Source organism: Bradyrhizobium sp. HKCCYLS3077, from assembly GCF_051167555.1.
Taxonomy (GTDB): Bacteria; Pseudomonadota; Alphaproteobacteria; order Rhizobiales; family Xanthobacteraceae; genus Bradyrhizobium.
In genome coordinates, this window is sequence record NZ_JBNPTH010000011.1 from 77,269 (window position 1) to 94,527 (window position 17,259).

A 17,259-nucleotide genomic window follows, 5' to 3' on the forward strand; every position below is an offset into this window, starting at 1 on the left:
GGGTCTCACATGCGCCTGAGCCACGTCACTCCCCGTTCCAGCCGCAAAGTCTCAGCCGCTCGTGCATGTGCAGCGGTGCCGGCGCCACGACGTGAATCGGCGGTTTGTTCTTCGATAGCGGAATCGAAATCTCGCGCGCATGCAGGTGCAGCCGCGGCTCGCCGAAGCGCGGGCCGTTGCCGTAGATGTTGTCGCCGAAGATCGGCCAGCCGGAGGCGGCGGAGTGCACGCGGAGCTGGTGGGTGCGGCCGGTGATGGGTTCCATGGCGAGCCAGGTGAGCCGGACGCCGTGAGTCGGAGTCACGCTCTGTCCGCCCGACAGGTGCGCTCCCTCCCCCCTTGCGGGGGAGGGCTGGGGAGGGGGGTGGCTCCGGGCGAGACTGCCTGCGGGGACCCCCACCCCCGACCCCTCCCCGCAAGGGGGAGGGGAGGCGGTGCCGCAAGAAGGAGCGGAGTGTGGGGACGCACTGGCAGGCGCGTACGACCGCCCCAGCACCCGCCATTTCGTCACCGCCGGCTGCCCGTTCGGGTCCGGCTTCTGCCACCAGCCGCGCTCCGCATTCAGCTTGGCCAGCGGCAGCTCGATCACGCCCTCGTCAGCCTCGGGGCCGCCCTCGACCACCGCCCAATACGTCTTCGAAATCTTGCCGTGCTTGAACAAAAGCCCGAGCGAGGCCGTTGCCTTGCGATGGCGGCCGAGCACGAGGCAGCCGGAGGTGTCCTTGTCCAGCCGATGCGCCAGCACCGGCGGGCGCGGCAGGCCGAAGCGCAGGGCATCGAACGAGGCTTCGAGGTTCGGTCCGCCCTTCGGTCCCTTGTGTACGGGAATGCCGGCCGGCTTGTCGATCACCAGCATCAGCCCGTCGCGGTGGAGCACGCGGGCGAGCATCTCCTCATCGGTGGGTTGGTTAATGTCCATGGAAACCGTATTGCGGGTGCAAGGCTTTCGTTTGCGGGAGGAAAGGGCTAACACCACGCCATGAACGATACCACCTCCGAAACACCCAAGCGGTCGTGGTGGCGGCGGCTGTCGGACGGCCTGAAGCGCACCTCCGGCGCGCTCGGCACCGCCGTGGCCGATCTCGTCACCAAGCGCAAGCTCGACCGTGCGATGCTCGACGACATCGAGGACGTACTGCTGCGCGCCGATCTCGGCACCAGCGTAGCGGCGCGGATCGCCGAGGCCGTCGGCGCCGGCCGCTACGACAAGGCGATCAGCGCCGACGAGGTCAAGACCGTGGTCGCGGCCGAGGTCGAGAAGGTGCTGTCGCCGGTGGCGAAGCCGCTGATCGTCGAGGCCGGACACAAGCCGTTCGTCATTCTCGTCGTCGGCGTCAACGGCTCCGGCAAGACCACGACCATCGGCAAGCTCGCGCAGAAATTCGCCTCCGAAGGCAGGCAGGTGATGCTGGCCGCGGGCGACACCTTTCGCGCCGCCGCGATCGAGCAGCTCAAGGTCTGGGGCGAGCGCACCAAGGCGCCGGTCATCGCCGGGGCGCAAGGCTCGGATTCCGCGAGCCTCGCCTTCACCGCCATCACCGCCGCGAAGGAGCAGGGCCGCGACATCCTGCTGATCGACACCGCCGGCCGGCTGCAGAACAAGGCCGAGCTGATGAACGAGCTCGAGAAGGTGGTGCGTGTCATTCGCAAGGTCGACGCCTCGGCCCCGCATGCGGTGCTGCTCGTGCTCGATGCCACCGTGGGACAAAATGCGCTGTCGCAGGTCGAGGCGTTCCATCGTACGGCTGGCGTCACGGGCCTGGTGATGACCAAGCTCGACGGCACGGCGCGCGGCGGCATCCTGGTGGCGCTGTCGGAGAAGTTCAAGCTGCCCGTGCACTTCATCGGCGTCGGCGAAGGCGTCGAGGATCTGCAGCCGTTCGCCGCCAAGGATTTTGCCCGGGCGATCGCCGGCATCGAGGATTGACGCCGCCGTGCTCCGGCGCGGTGGTATCGAAGACGACGAGATCAGCTGCGTCGCCGCTGACGACAGCCAACAGGACATGGAATGGACAAGACCCAGCCGCATCCGCTGTTCAAGCTGGCCACCGAACTCGGTCCGCTGATCGTCTTCTTCTTCGTCAACGCCAAGTTCAATCTGTTCGCCGCGACCGGCGCCTTCATGGTCGCGATCATCGCGGCGCTGATCGCCTCCTACGTCGTGACGCGGCACATTCCGCTGATGGCGCTGGTCACCGCGGTCGTCGTGATCGTGTTCGGCACGCTGACGCTGGTGCTGCACGACGAGACCTTCATCAAGGTCAAGCCGACCATCATCTACGGCCTGTTCGCGGCCGTGCTGGGCGGCGGGCTGCTGTTCAATCGTTCCTTCATCGCGATCATGTTCGATCAGGTGTTCAATCTGACGCCCGCGGGCTGGCGCATCCTCACCTTCCGCTGGGCGCTGTTCTTCGCCGCGATGGCGGTGCTGAACGAGATCGTCTGGCGCACGCAGAGCACGGATTTCTGGGTCGGCTTCAAGGCCTTCGGCGTGCTGCCGCTGACCATGATCTTTGCGATTGCCCAGATGCCGCTGATCAAGCGCTACCACCAGGACCCGGCCTCGCTGGCCGCCAGCGATGCGGCTGAAGGTGATGTGAGCAAGGGGTAGTCTCTCGGCGCCGTCATTCCGGGGCGCGCCGCGTAGCGGCGCGAGCCCGGAATCCATAGCCACGAAATCGCATGTGACGCGAGATGGTCGTGGCGCTGGTCTTCACCACATAACCGCTCGTGGTTATGGATTCCGGGCTCGTCGCTTCGCGCCGCCCCGGAATGACGGGAGGAGAGAGCGGGGCCGACATTTCGATTCGGAGTCCGCCGTCATCGCAGCATCGCTTGCACCGTGGGCCGACTAACCCCCCGCCTTCAGCGCCTTCTCGATCTCCGGCTTCAGCACCGCATCGATGTTCTGCGCCGTGATCGGCCCCACCAGCTTGTAGACGATGGTGCCCTCGCGTCCCACCACGAAGGTCTCGGGCACGCCGTATACGCCCCACTCGATTCCGGCGCGGCCGTTGCCGTCGACGCCGACGACGTCATACGGGTTGCCGTAGCGGCCGAGGAAGCGGCGGGCGTTGTCGGCGGCGTCCTTGTAGTTGATGCCGATGATCTGGAAGCGCTTGTCGCGGCCGAGATCGACCAGCAGCGGCGCCTCGTCGTGGCATGGCACGCACCACGACGCCCAGACGTTGACGATGCTGACCTTGCCCTTCAGCACGGCCGGGTCGAGTCCAGGCACGGCAGTGCCGTCCTTGGCGAGCTCCGGCAGTGGCGGCAGCGGCGTTGCCGGCGCCGGACGGCCGATCAGCGCGGAGGGAATCCGCGACGGATCGCCATTGCCGAGCCGGAACCAGAACAGCGCCGCCAGCCCGAGAAACACCACGAGCGGCAACAGCATCAACAGCGAGCGCCGGCGCGGCGCGGCCTCGGGGGCGGTCTGATCGGTCATGGCATGTCCGTGGCGGCGCGGCCGGAGCGGCGGCTGATGCCGCTCTCCTCGAGCGCGCGCAGTCGCGCCTTCTGGGTGCGGTAGTCGATCGCGATCCAGGCGATCAGCAGCACGACGACCAGCGCTGCGGCGAGATAGGAGGTGGCGATGAAGGAGGTGTAGGGGCCGAGGTCCATCTTTAGGCGGCTCCCACGGCCTGGCTGGTCGCGCCGCCGGACGGCGCACTGCCTTGATACGCGCGCGCCTGCATCATCTGCAGGCTGCGCACGCGCCGGCGCAGGATCTCGTTGCGCATCGCCGCGACATGCAGCGTCACGAACAGGAACGAGAAGCCGATCGCCATCACCAGCAGCGGGATCAGGAACGACTTGTCGAGCGCCGGGCCGCCCATCCGCATCACCGAGGCCGGCTGGTGCAAGGTGTTCCACCAGTCGACCGAGAACTTGATGATCGGCAGGTTGATGGCGCCCACCAAGGTCAGCACGGCGGCGGCGCGGGCGGCGCGGGTGGGATCCTCCACCGAGCGCCACAGCGCCATCAGGCCGAGATACATCAGGAACAGGATCAGCACCGAGGTCAGCCGGGCGTCCCATTCCCAATAGGTGCCCCACATCGGCCGGCCCCACAGCGAGCCGGTGAGCAGGGCGAGGAAGGTGAAGCTGGCGCCGATCGGCGCGGCCGCCTTGGCGGCGACGTCGGCAAGTGGATGCCGCCACACCAGGGTGCCGAGCGAGGCGATGCTCATGACGCCCCAGACGAACATCGACAGCCACGCATTGGGCACGTGGATGAACATGATCTTGACTGTCGCGCCCTGCTGGTAGTCGTCCGGCGCCAGCGCCGACAGGTACAGTCCGGCGCCCAGCAGCACGACGGTGACCAGCGCCAGCCACGGCAAGAGGCGCGCGGCGAGCGCAAGGAACCTGGTCGGATTGGCGAGGTCGATCAGCGACATGAAAACCTTGTTAAAGGCGGAAGCGTTTGCAGTCCATCAGCACGGCATAGCTCGGCAAGAGTTGATCATGGTCAAACCCCGCCGGTGTTCCGTTAGTCCAGGCCGTTGCGCAGGCTGATTGCAGCCGCGAACGGGCCGATCACGAAGCTGACCAGCGATAGCGCGCACAGGATCGAGAACGGCGCCCCGAACGGCAGCGGGCCTGTGATGGCGGCCTGCGAGGCCGCGACGCCGAAGATCAGGACCGGAATGGACAGCGGCAGGACCAAAACGGCCAGCAGCAACCCGCCGCGCGACATCGTCACCGCAAGGGCCGCGCCGATCATGCCGATGAAGGTCAGCGCCGGCGTGCCGGCGAGCAGGGTCAGGGCGACGGCGCCGGTCGCCGTGGCGTCGAGATTGAGCAGCAGGCCGAGCACGGGGGTCGCGATCACCAGCGGCAGCCCGGCGGCGAGCCAATGCGCCAGCGCCTTCGCGGCGCAGGCGAGCTCCAGCGGTGTCCGACTCATGATGATCAGGTCGAGCGAGCCGTCCTCGTGATCGGCGGTGAACAGCCGGTCGAGCGTCAGCAGGCTGGCGAGCAGGGCGCCGAGCCAGAGAATGGCCGGGCCGAGGCGGGTAAGCAGGGCGAGGTCGGGGCCGACGGCGAACGGCATCAGCACGACCACGGTGAGGAAGAACAGCACGCCGATCAGCGCACCGCCGCCGATGCGCAGCGCGATCCGGATGTCGCGGCGGATGAGGGCACCGAGGGCGGTCATGCGGGACGGGCCTTGACGAGAAATGCTTGGGACCGACGCTGCGGCTCCGAGCTCGCTGCGCTCCCCTCCCCCTTGCGGGGAGGGGTCGGGGGTGGGGGTCCCAGCAAAGACTGCCCGTGTGGGCCCCCACCCCCAACCCCTCCCCGCAAGGGGGAGGGGAGCGCAGCGGCGCCGTGGCGAAGAGTTGCCTGTCCCATAAACATCAGCTCAATTTCCAATCCGCAGCTCTCGCGTGTCGATGCCCAGCGGGCCATGCGTGGCTGCGACGATCAGTCCGCCCCCGGCGAGATGCTCGCGCATCAGGCCGGCGAACATCGCCTGGCCGGCAACGTCGAGTGCCGCGGTCGGCTCGTCGAGCAGCCAGAGCAGGCGGGGCACCGCCAGCAGGCGGGCCAGGGACAGGCGGCGGCGCTGGCCGGCGGAGAGATAGCCCGCCGGAAGATCGATCGCGTGGGCGATGCCGACGGCGGCCAGGCAATCCGGAATTGGCCGCGTCATTCCGCCGCCGAGGAAGTCGGCCCAGAACGTCAGGTTCTCGCGCACACTGAGCGCCGGCTTCAGCGCGTCGCGGTGGCCGAGATAATGCGCCTGCTCGGGCACCGTCAGCTCACCCTCGCCGCCCTCGATGGCGATGGTGCCGCCGGCCGGCAGCAGGAGGCCCGCGATCAGCCGCAGCAGCGAGGTCTTGCCCGCGCCATTGTGCCCGGTCACGGCGAGCGCCTCGCCCGAGCGCGCCTCGAAGGCAAGGCTTGAGAACACCTCGCGGCCGCCGCGCACGCATCTGACGTCGTGTCCGAACAGCCTCGGAGACGGTGGTGGAGACTGCTGCATGGCGCGTCGTGACAGCCCTTACGAAATTGATGGCTAGCGTGCGAGAATTTGTGGGTGATGCCACGCCAGGACTTGATTGTCTCTGTAGCGACGCAGTTAGAAAGCTTCTATAAGCCCGACCTTGATGCAGCACACAATCGCCCGCTGCAAGCCATCCGGCGCCTCGCGCTGACGGTTCGAAAATACCCCCTCAGGGTATACAGATCAATTGGGATTCCCACGCATGACCTCGCTCGACAGCTTCAAGTGTCGCAAGACCCTCAAGGTCGGAACGAAGAGCTACATCTATTACAGCTTGCCCACAGCCGAGAAGAACGGTCTCAAGGACATCTCGAAGCTGCCGTACTCGATGAAGGTGCTGCTCGAGAACCTCTTGCGTAACGAGGACGGCCGCACCGTCACCAAGGACGACATCGTCGCGGTCTCGAAGTGGCTGCGCAAGAAGTCGCTGGAGCACGAGATCGCCTTCCGCCCGGCCCGCGTGCTGATGCAGGATTTCACCGGCGTCCCGGCGGTCGTCGATCTGGCCGCGATGCGCAACGCGATGCAGGCGCTCGGCGGCGACGCCGAGAAGATCAACCCGCTGGTCCCGGTCGACCTCGTCATCGACCACTCGGTGATCGTGAACTACTTCGGTGACAACAAGGCGTTCGGCAAGAACGTCGCCGAGGAGTACAAGCAGAACCAGGAGCGCTACGAATTCCTGAAGTGGGGCCAGAAGGCGTTCTCGAACTTCTCCGTCGTGCCCCCGGGCACCGGCATCTGCCACCAGGTCAACCTCGAATATCTGGCGCAGACGGTCTGGACCAAGAAGGAGAAGATGACGGTCGGCCGCACCAAGGGCACCTTCGAGGTCGCCTATCCGGACTCGCTGGTCGGCACTGATTCGCACACCACCATGGTCAACGGTCTCGCCGTGCTCGGCTGGGGCGTCGGCGGCATCGAGGCCGAGGCCTGCATGCTCGGCCAGCCGCTGTCGATGCTGCTGCCTGACGTCGTCGGCTTCAAGCTGACCGGCGCGCTGAAGGAAGGCGTCACCGCCACCGACCTCGTGCTGACCGTGACCCAGATGCTGCGCAAGCTCGGCGTGGTCGGCAAGTTCGTCGAATTCTTCGGCCCCGGCCTCGACCATCTGTCGGTCGCCGACAAGTCGACCATCGCCAACATGGCGCCCGAATACGGCGCGACCTGCGGCTTCTTCCCGGTCGACACTGCGACCATCGACTATCTCAAGACGTCGGGCCGCAAGGGACCGCGCGTCGCGCTGGTCGAAGCCTATGCCAAGGCGCAGGGCCTCTTCCGTACCGCCAAGTCGCCGGACCCGGTGTTCACCGAGACGCTGAATCTCGATCTCGGCGACGTCGTGCCGTCGATGGCCGGTCCGAAGCGTCCCGAAGGCCGCATCGCGCTCCCCGCCGTGGCCGAAGGCTTCGCCACGGCTCTGGCCGGCGAGTACAAGAAGCCGGATGCCGCCGAGCAGCGCTTCCCGGTCGAGGGCAAGGACTTCGACATCGGTCATGGCGACGTCGTCATCGCCGCCATCACCTCCTGCACCAACACCTCGAACCCGAGCGTGCTGATCGGCGCCGGCCTGTTGGCCCGCAACGCCGCCGCCAAGGGCCTCAAAGCCAAGCCGTGGGTGAAGACCTCGCTCGCCCCGGGCAGCCAGGTGGTTGCCGAGTACCTCGCGAACTCCGGCCTGCAGAAGGACCTCGACAAGGTCGGCTTCAACCTGGTCGGCTTCGGCTGCACCACCTGCATCGGCAATTCGGGTCCGCTGCCGGAGGAGATCTCGAAGTCGATCAACGACAATGGCGTCGTCGCGGCGGCGGTGCTGTCGGGCAACCGCAACTTCGAAGGCCGCGTCTCGCCGGACGTGCAGGCGAACTACCTGGCCTCGCCGCCGCTGGTCGTCGCCTACGCGCTCGCCGGCACCGTGACCAAGGACCTCGCCGTCGAGCCGATCGGCATCGGCAAGGACAAGAAGCCGGTCTACCTGAAGGATATCTGGCCGACGACGAAGGAGGTCAATGACTTCGTCAAGAAGTTCGTCAAGGCCTCGATCTTCAAGAAGCGCTATGCCGACGTGTTCAAGGGCGACACCAACTGGCGCAAGATCAAGACCGTGGAGAGCGAGACCTATCGCTGGAACATGTCGTCGACCTACGTGCAGAACCCGCCGTATTTCGAGGGCATGAAGAAGGAGCCGGAGCCGATCAAGGACATCGTCGAGGCCCGCGTGCTGGCGCTGTTCGGCGACAAGATCACCACCGACCACATCTCGCCGGCCGGTTCGATCAAGCTGACCTCGCCCGCCGGCAAGTTCCTCAGCGAGCACCAGGTCCGCCCGGCCGACTTCAACCAGTACGGCACCCGCCGCGGCAATCACGAGATCATGATGCGCGGCACCTTCGCCAACATCCGCATCAAGAACTTCATGCTCAAGGGCTCCGACGGCAACATCCCCGAGGGCGGCCTGACCAAGCACTGGCCCGACGGCGAGCAGATGTCGATCTACGACGCCGCCATGAAGTACCAGGAAGAGGGCGTGCCGCTGGTGGTGTTCGCCGGCGCCGAATACGGCAACGGTTCGTCGCGTGACTGGGCCGCCAAGGGCACCCGCCTGCTCGGCGTCCGCGCCGTGATCTGCCAGAGCTTCGAGCGCATCCACCGCTCGAACCTGGTCGGCATGGGCGTGCTGCCGCTCACCTTCCAGGAAGGCACGTCGTGGTCGTCGCTGGGCCTGAAGGGCGACGAGAAGGTCACCATCAAGGGCCTCCAGGGCGACTTGAAGCCGCGCCAGACCCTGACCGCCGAGATCATCTCGGCCAACGGTGCGGCGCAGCAGGTGCCGCTGCTCTGCCGGATCGATACGCTGGACGAGCTGGACTACTACCGGAACGGCGGCATCCTGCACTACGTGCTGCGCAAGCTCGCCGCTTAACCACAGCGCGATGCGACAGTTTGGCTCACTCTGAAGTGAGTAGCGGGTGATGAAGGAGGCGGCCTATGACAAGGGCCGCCTCCTTTGCATTTTCGGTTTGTTAACTACGAGGACGGCATCGCGGATAGGGTGATGCGCTAGGGCGCAGCGGACGGTGGTCCAGACGGGACAGTGGCGATGAGTGGACAGATGTCGTGGTGGTCGCGCGCGGCGCTGGGTGTCTGTGCGGTCATTGCCTTCGTCCGGCCGGCGGCCGCCGACCCGCGTGCGGTGATCGAACTCTTCACGTCGCAGGGCTGCTCGTCCTGTCCGCCGGCCGACAAGGTGCTCGGCGACCTCGCGCGCGATCCCACCATCATCGCGCTGTCTCTGCCGATCGATTACTGGGACTATCTCGGCTGGAAGGACACGCTGGCCGATTCCCGCTTCACGGCGCGGCAGCGCGCCTATTCGCGGGCGCGCGGCGACCGTGAGGTCTACACCCCGCAGGCGGTGGTCAACGGCTCCGTGCATGTGATCGGCAGCGATCGCGACGCGATCGAAGGGGCGATCGAGGAAACGGCCCGAGGTGGTGCGGTGATGTCGGTCCCGGTCAGCCTGTCGATCGAGGGCCAGGAGCTCACCGTGGCGGTGGCCGCTGCCGGCGAACACGCGCCGCGCAAGCATGGTGAGGTCTGGGTCGGCTCGATTGCCCGCGTCGTCCCGATCCAGGTCGCGCGCGGCGAGAATGGCGGCCGGGAGCTCACCTATTACAACGTGGTCCGTGGCTTGATGAAGCTGGGCGACTGGAATGGGTCGCCGATGAACTGGAGCGTTCCGCTTGACAAGATCGCCCGTGAGGGCGTCGATGGCGCCGTGGTCTATCTGCAGGATGGCAGCCGCGACCGGCCGGGTCTGATGCTCGGCGCTGCCCTTTCCGATCTGCCGCCGCTGGTGAGCCGGGCGTCGGCGACGGCGCGCGCTCCCGAGCGCTGAGACCTCTCCCCGATCCATCTTTGCGGCGCATCTGCCTGCGGAAGGTTCCGGTCCATCCGCGGCGGCCGGTCCGCATCGCAGCATGAAGCCTTGGGCTCGATCCATGGGCTCGCGCCAAAAAGCAAAAGGACCAACTTGCGTTGGCCCTTTGCCTTACTTGTGAATAGACCCGATCCTGACGACCCCGGGGGGCTGGGGGCTGAGGAATCCGGAACCGAAAGGACCGGGCCAACGCACACGAATCTTATGCCCAGGATCGGGGGCGGTCCGTAGGCGGAAACGCGGCGCGATTATGATTCCGCTAACGATCCCGTGACGCCTGCGTGTTCGTGGAACTCGCGTTCGACGCAGACGCCGCGAAGTTCGATAATGAAAACGGCCCCTTGCGGCTTCCGCCGGTTGGCGCGATCATGTCACACGGATGACAGGAGGACGCTCATGAACCTCACCCCGGAGGATGCCGACCCCAGCGAGAATCGCGCGGCGGCGCGCAACGCGGCCGCAGCGCCGACCCGGGTGACGTTCGACCGCCTCGAGCTGAACCGCATCCTCAATCTCTATGGTCGTATGGTCGCCGATGGCGAATGGCGCGACTACTCGATCGACTTCCTGCGCGACCGGGCCGTGTTCTCGGTCTTCCGCCGGGCGTCCGAGGTGCCTCTCTACCGTATCGAGAAAGACCCGCGGCTGGCCCGCAAGCAGGGCATGTACAGCGTGATTTCGGCGACCGGCCTGATCCTGCGCCGCGGCCACGAGCTGGAGCGGGTGCTGCTGGCGATCGCGCCGAAGCCGGCGCTGGTCTGAGCCGCCTCTCCCGCCGATCGAGGTTACCTAGGCCGGGACGTCGCTGCTGCCGGTGCCAAGCGGCCGCTGCATCATGACCGTATCGAGCCAGCGGCCGAATTTCAGGCCGACACTCGGATGGGTGCCGATCATCTCGAAACCGCAGGCGGTGTGCAGCCCGACCGAGCCGGCATTGGCGGAGTCGCCGATGACGGCGATCATCTGGCGGAAGCCGCGCTCCTCGCACGCCTCGATCAAGGCCCGCATCAACCGCATCCCGATCCCGCGGCGCTGGCTGGCCGGCGCGAGATAGACCGAGTTCTCGACCGTGAAGCGATAGGCGGGGCGCGGACGGTAAGGTCCGGCATAGGCATAGCCCACCACGTCGCCGTCCAGAAGGGCGGCGAAATAGGGGAAGCCGCTGTCGCTCAGCGCCCGGAAGCGCCGGGTCATCTCCGCCAGATCCGGCGGGTCGAGCTCGAAGGTGGCTGTGCCCTCGCGGACGGCCTGGCCGTAAATGGCGGTGATGGCGGGAAGGTCGGCCTCCTGGGTGGGCCGGATCTCGATGTCGGACATGGGTGGAACAATACCAGGGCGAAGCAGCCGATCAACATCGTCGCAGCATGGCTGCCGCTCCCGGCGCGAGCCATGCTCTCAGTCGTCTGGACAAACGAAAAGCCCCGGCGCTGAGGCCGGGGCTTCGAAGGTCGCTCGTGTTGCGAGCCGATGGATCAGTCGCGCTGTCCGAGGAGCTGCAGCAGCAGCGTGAACAGGTTGATGAAGTTCAAGTACAGCGACAGGGCGCCGGTGATCGCTGCGCGCTCGGCGATGTCGCCGCCCGCGGAGGCGTAGCCGTAGATGTACTCGTTCTTCAGGCGCTGCGTGTCCCAGGCGGTCAGGCCGGCGAACACGAACACGCCGATCACCGACACGATGAACTGCAGCATCGAGCTCGCCAGGAACAGGTTCACGAGGCTCGCCAGCACGATGCCGATCAGGCCCATGAACAGGAACGAGCCCATGCCCGTCATGTCACGCTTGGTCGTGTAGCCGTACAGGCTGAGCGCGCCGAACGTCGCCGCGGTGATGAAGAACACCCGCACGATCGAGGTGTGGGTGTACACCAGGAAGATCGACGACAGCGAGATGCCCATCAAGGCCGAGAACACCCAGAACAGGATCTGCGCGGTCGACGGCGCGAGGCGGTTGATGCCGGCCGAGATCGCGAACACCATGACCAGGGGGGCCAGGATGAACAGCCATTTCAGCGGGCTCACGAACATCGCGTAGCCGAACTGCGTCAGATAGGCGTTGCCGAACTTGAACACGCCGGCCGCCGGATCGCCGGTCACCGACGCCATATAGACGCCGAGCGCCGCGAGGCCGGTGATGGCCAGGCCGATGCTCATGTAATTGTAGATGCGCAGCATGTAGGCGCGCAGACCGGCGTCGACGGTCGCGGCATCGGCGCGCCCGGCCACCCGGCCAAAGGGTGAAGCATAGTTGCGGTCTAGGTCCGACATGGTCGAATTCCCGTTGGTTGCCCGGCGCTCCGGTCCTGGCAGGACCTTCAGCCGGTTCTCGAAAAACCCTATCTCATCAAAGCTGCCATCGATATTAAATTTGCGTCATCGGCAAATTCGCCATCTTTTGGCAGATCTCTTTGGCAGCCTTCTGAGCCCATTCCCTAAATGGGAAACTAGCATATTTGCTGCAAGCTTCCACGCGCGGCTGAATGTCGCTCCGCGCGCGTTTGCGCCGTGAAAATCCCGTTAACCGTGCGGCATGAACGCACAATAGCACGAACGTCCGGGGCCTAAAGGTTCCTCAGAACCGTTGCCGGCTTCTGGTTGAGCGCCAGCAGCGTGCCGGCGAGGCCGAGACCCACAGTCACCACCAGCGCGGCGAGCACGACCAGCGCGGCGCTGCCGGCCTGCCAGGCGAAGCTCAACGTCATCAGCCGCGTCACGATCAGCCAGGCGGAGACGGAGCCTGCGATCACGCCGAACGCCGCGGTGGCAAATCCGATCATCAGATATTCGAGCGCGTAGGCGCCGAGCAGGCGCAGCCGCGTGGCGCCCAGCGTCTTCAGGATGACGGCGTCGTAGACGCGATGGCGATGTCCGGCGGCGAGCGCACCGCCCAGCACGAGGATGGCCGAGATCAGCGTCACCGCGCTGGCGCCGCGGATCGCGAGCGCGAGGTTGGAAACGACTGATCCCACCGTCTCCATCACCTCGCGGACCCGCACGCTGGTCACCATCGGGAAGGCGTCGGCTACCTTGCGGATGACGCGAGCGTCCTCGGCGGCATCGGAGCTGGCCTCGGTCAATGTGGCGACGTGCGTGTGGGGCGCGCCCTTGAACGCATTCGGCGAGAACACCAGCACGAAATTGATGCCCATGCCCTGCCAGTCGATCGTCCGCATGTTGCCGATCTTCGCCGTGATGTCGCGCCCGAGCACGTTGACGACGATGTCGTCACCGAGCTTGAGGCCGAGTCCATCGGCGATCCGCTTTTCGATCGAGACCAGCGGCGGGCCGCTGTAATTGTCGCCCCACCATTCGCCTTCGACGACCTTCGAGCCCTTCGGGATCTCGCCGGTATAGGTCAGGCCGCGGTCGCTCTGCAGCACCCATTCGGTGTCGGCGGTCGCCTTGAGATCCTCGGCGCGCACGCCGCGCGCGGAGACGATCCGGCCGCGCAGCATCGGCACGTTGTCGACGGTGGATTGCGGCGCGAGACCCTTGAGGAAGTCCCGGAAGCGGTCAGCGTCGCCGGAGGGCACGTCGATGAAGAAGAACGACGGCGCCTGCTCCGGCAGCTGCGCCAAAAATTGCCGCCTGAGATTGCCGTCGATCTGGGTGATGGTGACCAGCACCGCGAGCCCCAGTCCGAGCGACAGCACCACCGACGGTGTCAGCGCGCCGGGGCGGTAGATGTTGCTGACCGCAAGCCGCAGCATCGGAAAGCGGCTGCGCGGCACGGCCCGCGCGATTGCCATCACGACAGCCGCGATCCCGCGCAACAGCACGAACACCAAAGCGGCGGCGAGCACGAACACCGCGGCGATCTTCTTGTCGTAGGACAGGCCGACGACGACCGCGATCAGCAGCGCGACCGTGCCGGCGATCAGGGCCAGATAGCTCCAGCGCGGCCGGTGCCATTCGGCGATGACCGCCTCGCGGAACAGCGCCGCCACCGGCACGTCGCGGACGCGCCCGAGCGGCCACAGAGCGAATGCCAGTGCGGTCAGCAGGCCGTAGAGGAACGACAGCGCCAGCTCGTCCGGATGGACAGCCGGGATCACCGGCAGCGGCAGGATCTTGCCGAACAGGCCGACGATGGCGAAGGGCAAGGCGGCGCCGGCGCAGAGTCCGATGATCGAACCGATCGTCGCCAGCACCATCACCTGCACGAGATAGATCCCGAACACGTCACGGCTGGTGGCGCCGAGCGCCTTGAATGCCGCGATCACCTCGGTGCGGCGGTCGACATGGCTCTTCACGGCGTTGGCGACGCCGACGCCGCCGACCAAGAGCGCGGCGAGGCCGACCAGGGTCAGGAACTGCGTGAAGCGGCCGATCGTCCGCTCCAATTGCGGCGAGGCGTTGCTGCGGCTGCGGATTTCCCAGCCTGCCGACGGCAACGTCTGGCGGGTGTCGGCGATGAAGGACGCGGCGGCCCGGTCGTCGGTGGCGTTGTCGGGCAGCCGGACCCTGTAGGTCCAGCGCACCAGGCTGCCTGGTTGTAGCAGCGGCGTGGCACGCAGGCCGGCTTCGCTGACGAGGAAGCGCGGCCCGAGGCCGATGCCGCCGGACAGCTTGTCCGGCTCGGCCTGCAGCGCGCTGCGGATCTGGAAGCGGACCGTGTCGATGTTGACGATGTCGCCGACCTTGAGGCCGAGCCGCGCCAGGAGCGCCGGATCGGCGGCGGCGCCGAAGATGCCGTCCCGTTCGGCCAAAATGTCGGCGAGCGGCAGATCGGGCTGCAGCTCGGCCTTGCCGAGCAGCGGATAGGCGTTGTCGACGGCCTTGAGCTCGACCAGCGCCAGCTTGGAATCGGCCGCCCGCACCATCGCGCGCAACGTGGCCGCCAGCGAGACCTGGCCGCGTTGGCGCAGGAAGGCGATCTCCTCCGGCTTGGCCTCGCGCTGAAACAGCGAGAAGGCGACGTCGCCGCCCAGCAAGGTCCGGCCCTCGCGGACCAGCCCGTCGTTGAGGCTCGCCGCCACCGAGCCGACGCCGGCGATGGCGAGCACGCCGAGCGCGATGCAGGCGATGAAGACGTAGAAACCGCGCAAGCCGCCGCGCAGTTCCCGCAAGGCGTAGCGCACGGGCAGCGCCGCCATGCGACGGCCAGGGATCGGCTCAGCCATCGTGCTCATGCGTCGGCGGGCTCGTGCGCGCCGTCAGCCTCGATCCGGCCTGAACGCAGCCGCACCACGCGGTCGCAGCGGTGCGCGAGGCCGCTGTCATGGGTCACCAGCACCAAGGTCATGCCGCGCTCGGCATGCTTGGTGAACAGGAGGTCGACGATCTGCCGCCCGGTCGTCTCGTCGAGATTGCCGGTCGGCTCGTCCGCGACCAGGATCGCGGGATCTGGCGCAAGCGCGCGGGCCAGCGCCACGCGCTGCTGCTCGCCGCCTGACAGTTGCGTCGGATAGTGATGCAGCCGGTGGCCGAGCCCGACCTGCTCCAGCTCGCGGGCGGCGCGCTCGGCGGCGCCGGAATGGCCGGCCAGCTCGAGCGGCACCGCCACGTTCTCCAGCGCGGTCATGGTCGGGATCAGATGGAAGGACTGGAAGACGATGCCCACCTGGCGGCCGCGGAACCGGGCCAGGGCGTCCTCGTCGAGGGCATTGAAAGCGGTGCCGTTGACCACCACCTGACCGCTGTCCGGACGTTCCAACCCCGCCATCACCATCAGCAGCGTGGACTTCCCCGATCCCGAGGGGCCGATCAGGCCGATCGTCTCGCCCTGTCCCACCCGCAGGCTGATGTCCTTGAGGATATGAACCCGCGCCGCGCCGGTGCCGAGCGAGAGGTTGACGTTCGAGATGGTAATGGTGTCCGGCGCGGTGCCGGCCAAACGCGAGGTTTCGATGAGACTGTCCATGGCTCGGTCATATGGCAACTCCGCAAGCCGGGTCGAGGGGCGCGGACGCATCTTCGTGCACATACTCGTGTTGATGCTCGCCTTGATGACAGCCGGACCGGTGTTCGCGGGCGCCGACGCCGGGAAGCCCATCAAGCTCGTCGTGCTCGGTGACTCCTTGAGCGCCGGGCTCGGCCTCTCGGCGTCGGATTCCTTTCCGTCCAAGCTGCAAAAGGCGTTGCAGGCCAAGGGGCTGGCGATCGACCTGACCAATGCCGGAGTGTCCGGCGACACCTCGTCGGGCGGTCGCGACCGGCTCGACTGGTCGGTGGCCGACGGCACGGAGGCCGTCATCGTCGAGCTCGGCGCCAACGACGCGCTGCGTGGCATCGATCCTGCCGTCACGCGCAAGGCGCTCACCGAGATCGTCACCAGGCTGAAGGCGCGCGGCATCGCCGTCATGCTGTGCGGCATGCTGGCGCCGCCTAATTACGGCAGCGACTACGCTGCGAAATTCAACGCGATCTATCCCGATCTCGCCAAGGAGTTCGGCATCCCGCTCTATCCGTTCTTCCTCGACGGCGTCGCCGCCGACGCCAAGCTCAACCAGGCGGACGGCATTCACCCCACGGCTGCCGGCGTCGACATCATCGTGTCCCGGATGCTGCCTACGGCGGAAGCATTCCTGCGTCCGCTTCGTGGGCAATGACGGAACGAAGCCGCCGGCCGGACATTTGCGATAACCTTAAGGACCGGGTTTTCCGCAGGTTTTCACGGCGTTAACGCTGCTTCCGTCGCGGAGTCATATAAGTTCGGTAGGAATGTTGCATCGGCGATTCGTCGTCGATCATCTCGTCAAGGCATGATCTCGTCACCTTTCGAGATCAGCCTCCAGCATCGGGAGTCCTGAAACGATGCCGCGTCTGTTTACTGGACTGGAGATCCCGGCCGAAGTCGGCCAGACCCTCTCCACTCTGCGGGGTGGCCTTCCCGGCGCCCGCTGGATCGATCCTGAAAATTATCACGTGACCTTGCGCTTCATCGGCGACATCGACGGCGCCTCCGCCAACGAGATCGCCGCGATGCTGTGGCGGGTGAACCGCAAGCCGTTCGAGGTGACGGTGCAGGGGCTCTCCAGTTTCGGCGGCCGCAAGCCGCGCGCCGTGGTTGCCAACATCGCGCCAAGCCGGCCGCTGATCGAGCTGCAGGCCGAGCTGGAGCGGATGATGCAGCGGATCGGGCTCGACCCGGAGGGCCGCAAGTTCGTGCCCCATGTCACCTTGGCGCGGCTGCACGATGCCTCCAGCCAGGATGTCGCCGACTATCTCTCGGTCCGCGGCTATTTCCCGAGCCGGGTGTTCATGGCCGAGCGTTTCGTGCTGTTCTCGTCCCGTGCTTCCACGGGAGGCGGGCCCTATGTCGTCGAGGACGCCTACGATCTGTGCGCCGCCTGAGGTTGCGGCTG

General features: G+C 66.7%; 17 protein-coding genes. 7 read left to right on the plus strand and 10 right to left on the minus strand.

The window, feature by feature from the left end:
• Window positions 1–25 precede the first annotated feature (25 nt).
• Window positions 26–919 (minus strand): RluA family pseudouridine synthase, encoded by an 894-nt coding sequence (locus ACQR0Z_RS32730; RefSeq protein ID WP_434921381.1) that lies wholly within the window; start codon window positions 917–919, stop codon window positions 26–28.
• 60 nt (window positions 920–979) lie between these two features.
• Between ACQR0Z_RS32730 and ftsY the strand changes: the two genes are divergently transcribed.
• Window positions 980–1,927 carry a signal recognition particle-docking protein FtsY gene (gene ftsY / locus ACQR0Z_RS32735; RefSeq protein ID WP_434921382.1) on the plus strand — a complete coding sequence of 316 codons (948 nt, stop codon included), beginning with the start codon at window positions 980–982 and terminating at the stop codon, window positions 1,925–1,927.
• A gap of 81 nt (window positions 1,928–2,008) precedes the next feature.
• Window positions 2,009–2,611 (plus strand): septation protein A, encoded by a 603-nt coding sequence (locus tag ACQR0Z_RS32740; RefSeq protein WP_006611642.1) that lies wholly within the window; start codon window positions 2,009–2,011, stop codon window positions 2,609–2,611.
• A 240-nt stretch (window positions 2,612–2,851) separates the two neighbouring features.
• On the opposite strand, the gene ACQR0Z_RS32745 is transcribed toward ACQR0Z_RS32740, so the two are convergent.
• The 5 genes from ACQR0Z_RS32745 to ccmA all read right to left on the minus strand — a co-directional run bounded on the left by ACQR0Z_RS32745 (window position 2,852) and on the right by ccmA (window position 5,995).
• A complete protein-coding gene (locus ACQR0Z_RS32745) occupies window positions 2,852–3,448 on the minus strand; it encodes a DsbE family thiol:disulfide interchange protein (RefSeq protein WP_434921383.1) in 597 nt (198 codons plus the stop codon).
• Complete coding sequence (ccmD, locus tag ACQR0Z_RS32750; RefSeq protein WP_434921384.1) at window positions 3,445–3,624, minus strand: heme exporter protein CcmD; 180 nt, start codon at window positions 3,622–3,624, stop codon at window positions 3,445–3,447. Before ccmD ends, ACQR0Z_RS32745 begins: the two co-directional genes overlap by 4 nt.
• A 2-nt stretch (window positions 3,625–3,626) precedes the next feature.
• Complete coding sequence (locus ACQR0Z_RS32755) at window positions 3,627–4,403, minus strand: heme ABC transporter permease (protein WP_434921385.1); 777 nt, start codon at window positions 4,401–4,403, stop codon at window positions 3,627–3,629.
• Window positions 4,404–4,495: 92 nt separating this feature from the next.
• Window positions 4,496–5,164 (minus strand): heme exporter protein CcmB, encoded by a 669-nt coding sequence (gene ccmB / locus ACQR0Z_RS32760; RefSeq protein ID WP_434921386.1) that lies wholly within the window; start codon window positions 5,162–5,164, stop codon window positions 4,496–4,498.
• 207 nt (window positions 5,165–5,371) lie between these two features.
• Entirely contained in the window at window positions 5,372–5,995 is a 624-nt protein-coding gene (gene ccmA, locus ACQR0Z_RS32765) for a heme ABC exporter ATP-binding protein CcmA (RefSeq protein ID WP_434921387.1), read from the minus strand.
• Window positions 5,996–6,218: 223 nt separating this feature from the next.
• Between ccmA and acnA the strand changes: the two genes are divergently transcribed.
• The 3 genes from acnA to ACQR0Z_RS32780 all read left to right on the plus strand — a co-directional run bounded on the left by acnA (window position 6,219) and on the right by ACQR0Z_RS32780 (window position 10,718).
• Complete coding sequence (acnA, locus tag ACQR0Z_RS32770) at window positions 6,219–8,939, plus strand: aconitate hydratase AcnA (protein ID WP_434921388.1); 2,721 nt, start codon at window positions 6,219–6,221, stop codon at window positions 8,937–8,939.
• Between the two features lie 189 nt (window positions 8,940–9,128).
• Window positions 9,129–9,914 carry a DUF1223 domain-containing protein gene (locus tag ACQR0Z_RS32775; RefSeq protein WP_434860421.1) on the plus strand — a complete coding sequence of 262 codons (786 nt, stop codon included), beginning with the start codon at window positions 9,129–9,131 and terminating at the stop codon, window positions 9,912–9,914.
• A gap of 438 nt (window positions 9,915–10,352) precedes the next feature.
• Complete coding sequence (locus ACQR0Z_RS32780) at window positions 10,353–10,718, plus strand: DUF2794 domain-containing protein (RefSeq protein WP_006609304.1); 366 nt, start codon at window positions 10,353–10,355, stop codon at window positions 10,716–10,718.
• Window positions 10,719–10,745: 27 nt separating this feature from the next.
• Here ACQR0Z_RS32780 and ACQR0Z_RS32785 read toward each other — a convergent pair whose 3' ends face one another.
• The 4 genes from ACQR0Z_RS32785 to ACQR0Z_RS32800 form a co-directional block, all read right to left on the minus strand.
• Complete coding sequence (locus tag ACQR0Z_RS32785; RefSeq protein WP_434860379.1) at window positions 10,746–11,273, minus strand: GNAT family N-acetyltransferase; 528 nt, start codon at window positions 11,271–11,273, stop codon at window positions 10,746–10,748.
• A gap of 155 nt (window positions 11,274–11,428) precedes the next feature.
• Window positions 11,429–12,220, minus strand: a complete 792-nt coding sequence (locus tag ACQR0Z_RS32790; RefSeq protein WP_250172563.1) for a Bax inhibitor-1/YccA family protein — start codon at window positions 12,218–12,220, stop codon at window positions 11,429–11,431.
• Window positions 12,221–12,513: 293 nt separating this feature from the next.
• Complete coding sequence (locus ACQR0Z_RS32795) at window positions 12,514–15,084, minus strand: ABC transporter permease (RefSeq protein WP_434921389.1); 2,571 nt, start codon at window positions 15,082–15,084, stop codon at window positions 12,514–12,516.
• Entirely contained in the window at window positions 15,081–15,815 is a 735-nt protein-coding gene (locus ACQR0Z_RS32800; RefSeq protein WP_434921390.1) for an ABC transporter ATP-binding protein, read from the minus strand. Before ACQR0Z_RS32800 ends, ACQR0Z_RS32795 begins: the two co-directional genes overlap by 4 nt.
• Before the next feature lie 55 nt (window positions 15,816–15,870).
• Between ACQR0Z_RS32800 and ACQR0Z_RS32805 the strand changes: the two genes are divergently transcribed.
• Complete coding sequence (locus ACQR0Z_RS32805; protein ID WP_434921450.1) at window positions 15,871–16,503, plus strand: arylesterase; 633 nt, start codon at window positions 15,871–15,873, stop codon at window positions 16,501–16,503.
• A gap of 205 nt (window positions 16,504–16,708) precedes the next feature.
• Window positions 16,709–17,248 carry an RNA 2',3'-cyclic phosphodiesterase gene (gene thpR, locus ACQR0Z_RS32810; RefSeq protein ID WP_008964385.1) on the plus strand — a complete coding sequence of 180 codons (540 nt, stop codon included), beginning with the start codon at window positions 16,709–16,711 and terminating at the stop codon, window positions 17,246–17,248.
• Window positions 17,249–17,259 lie beyond the last annotated feature (11 nt).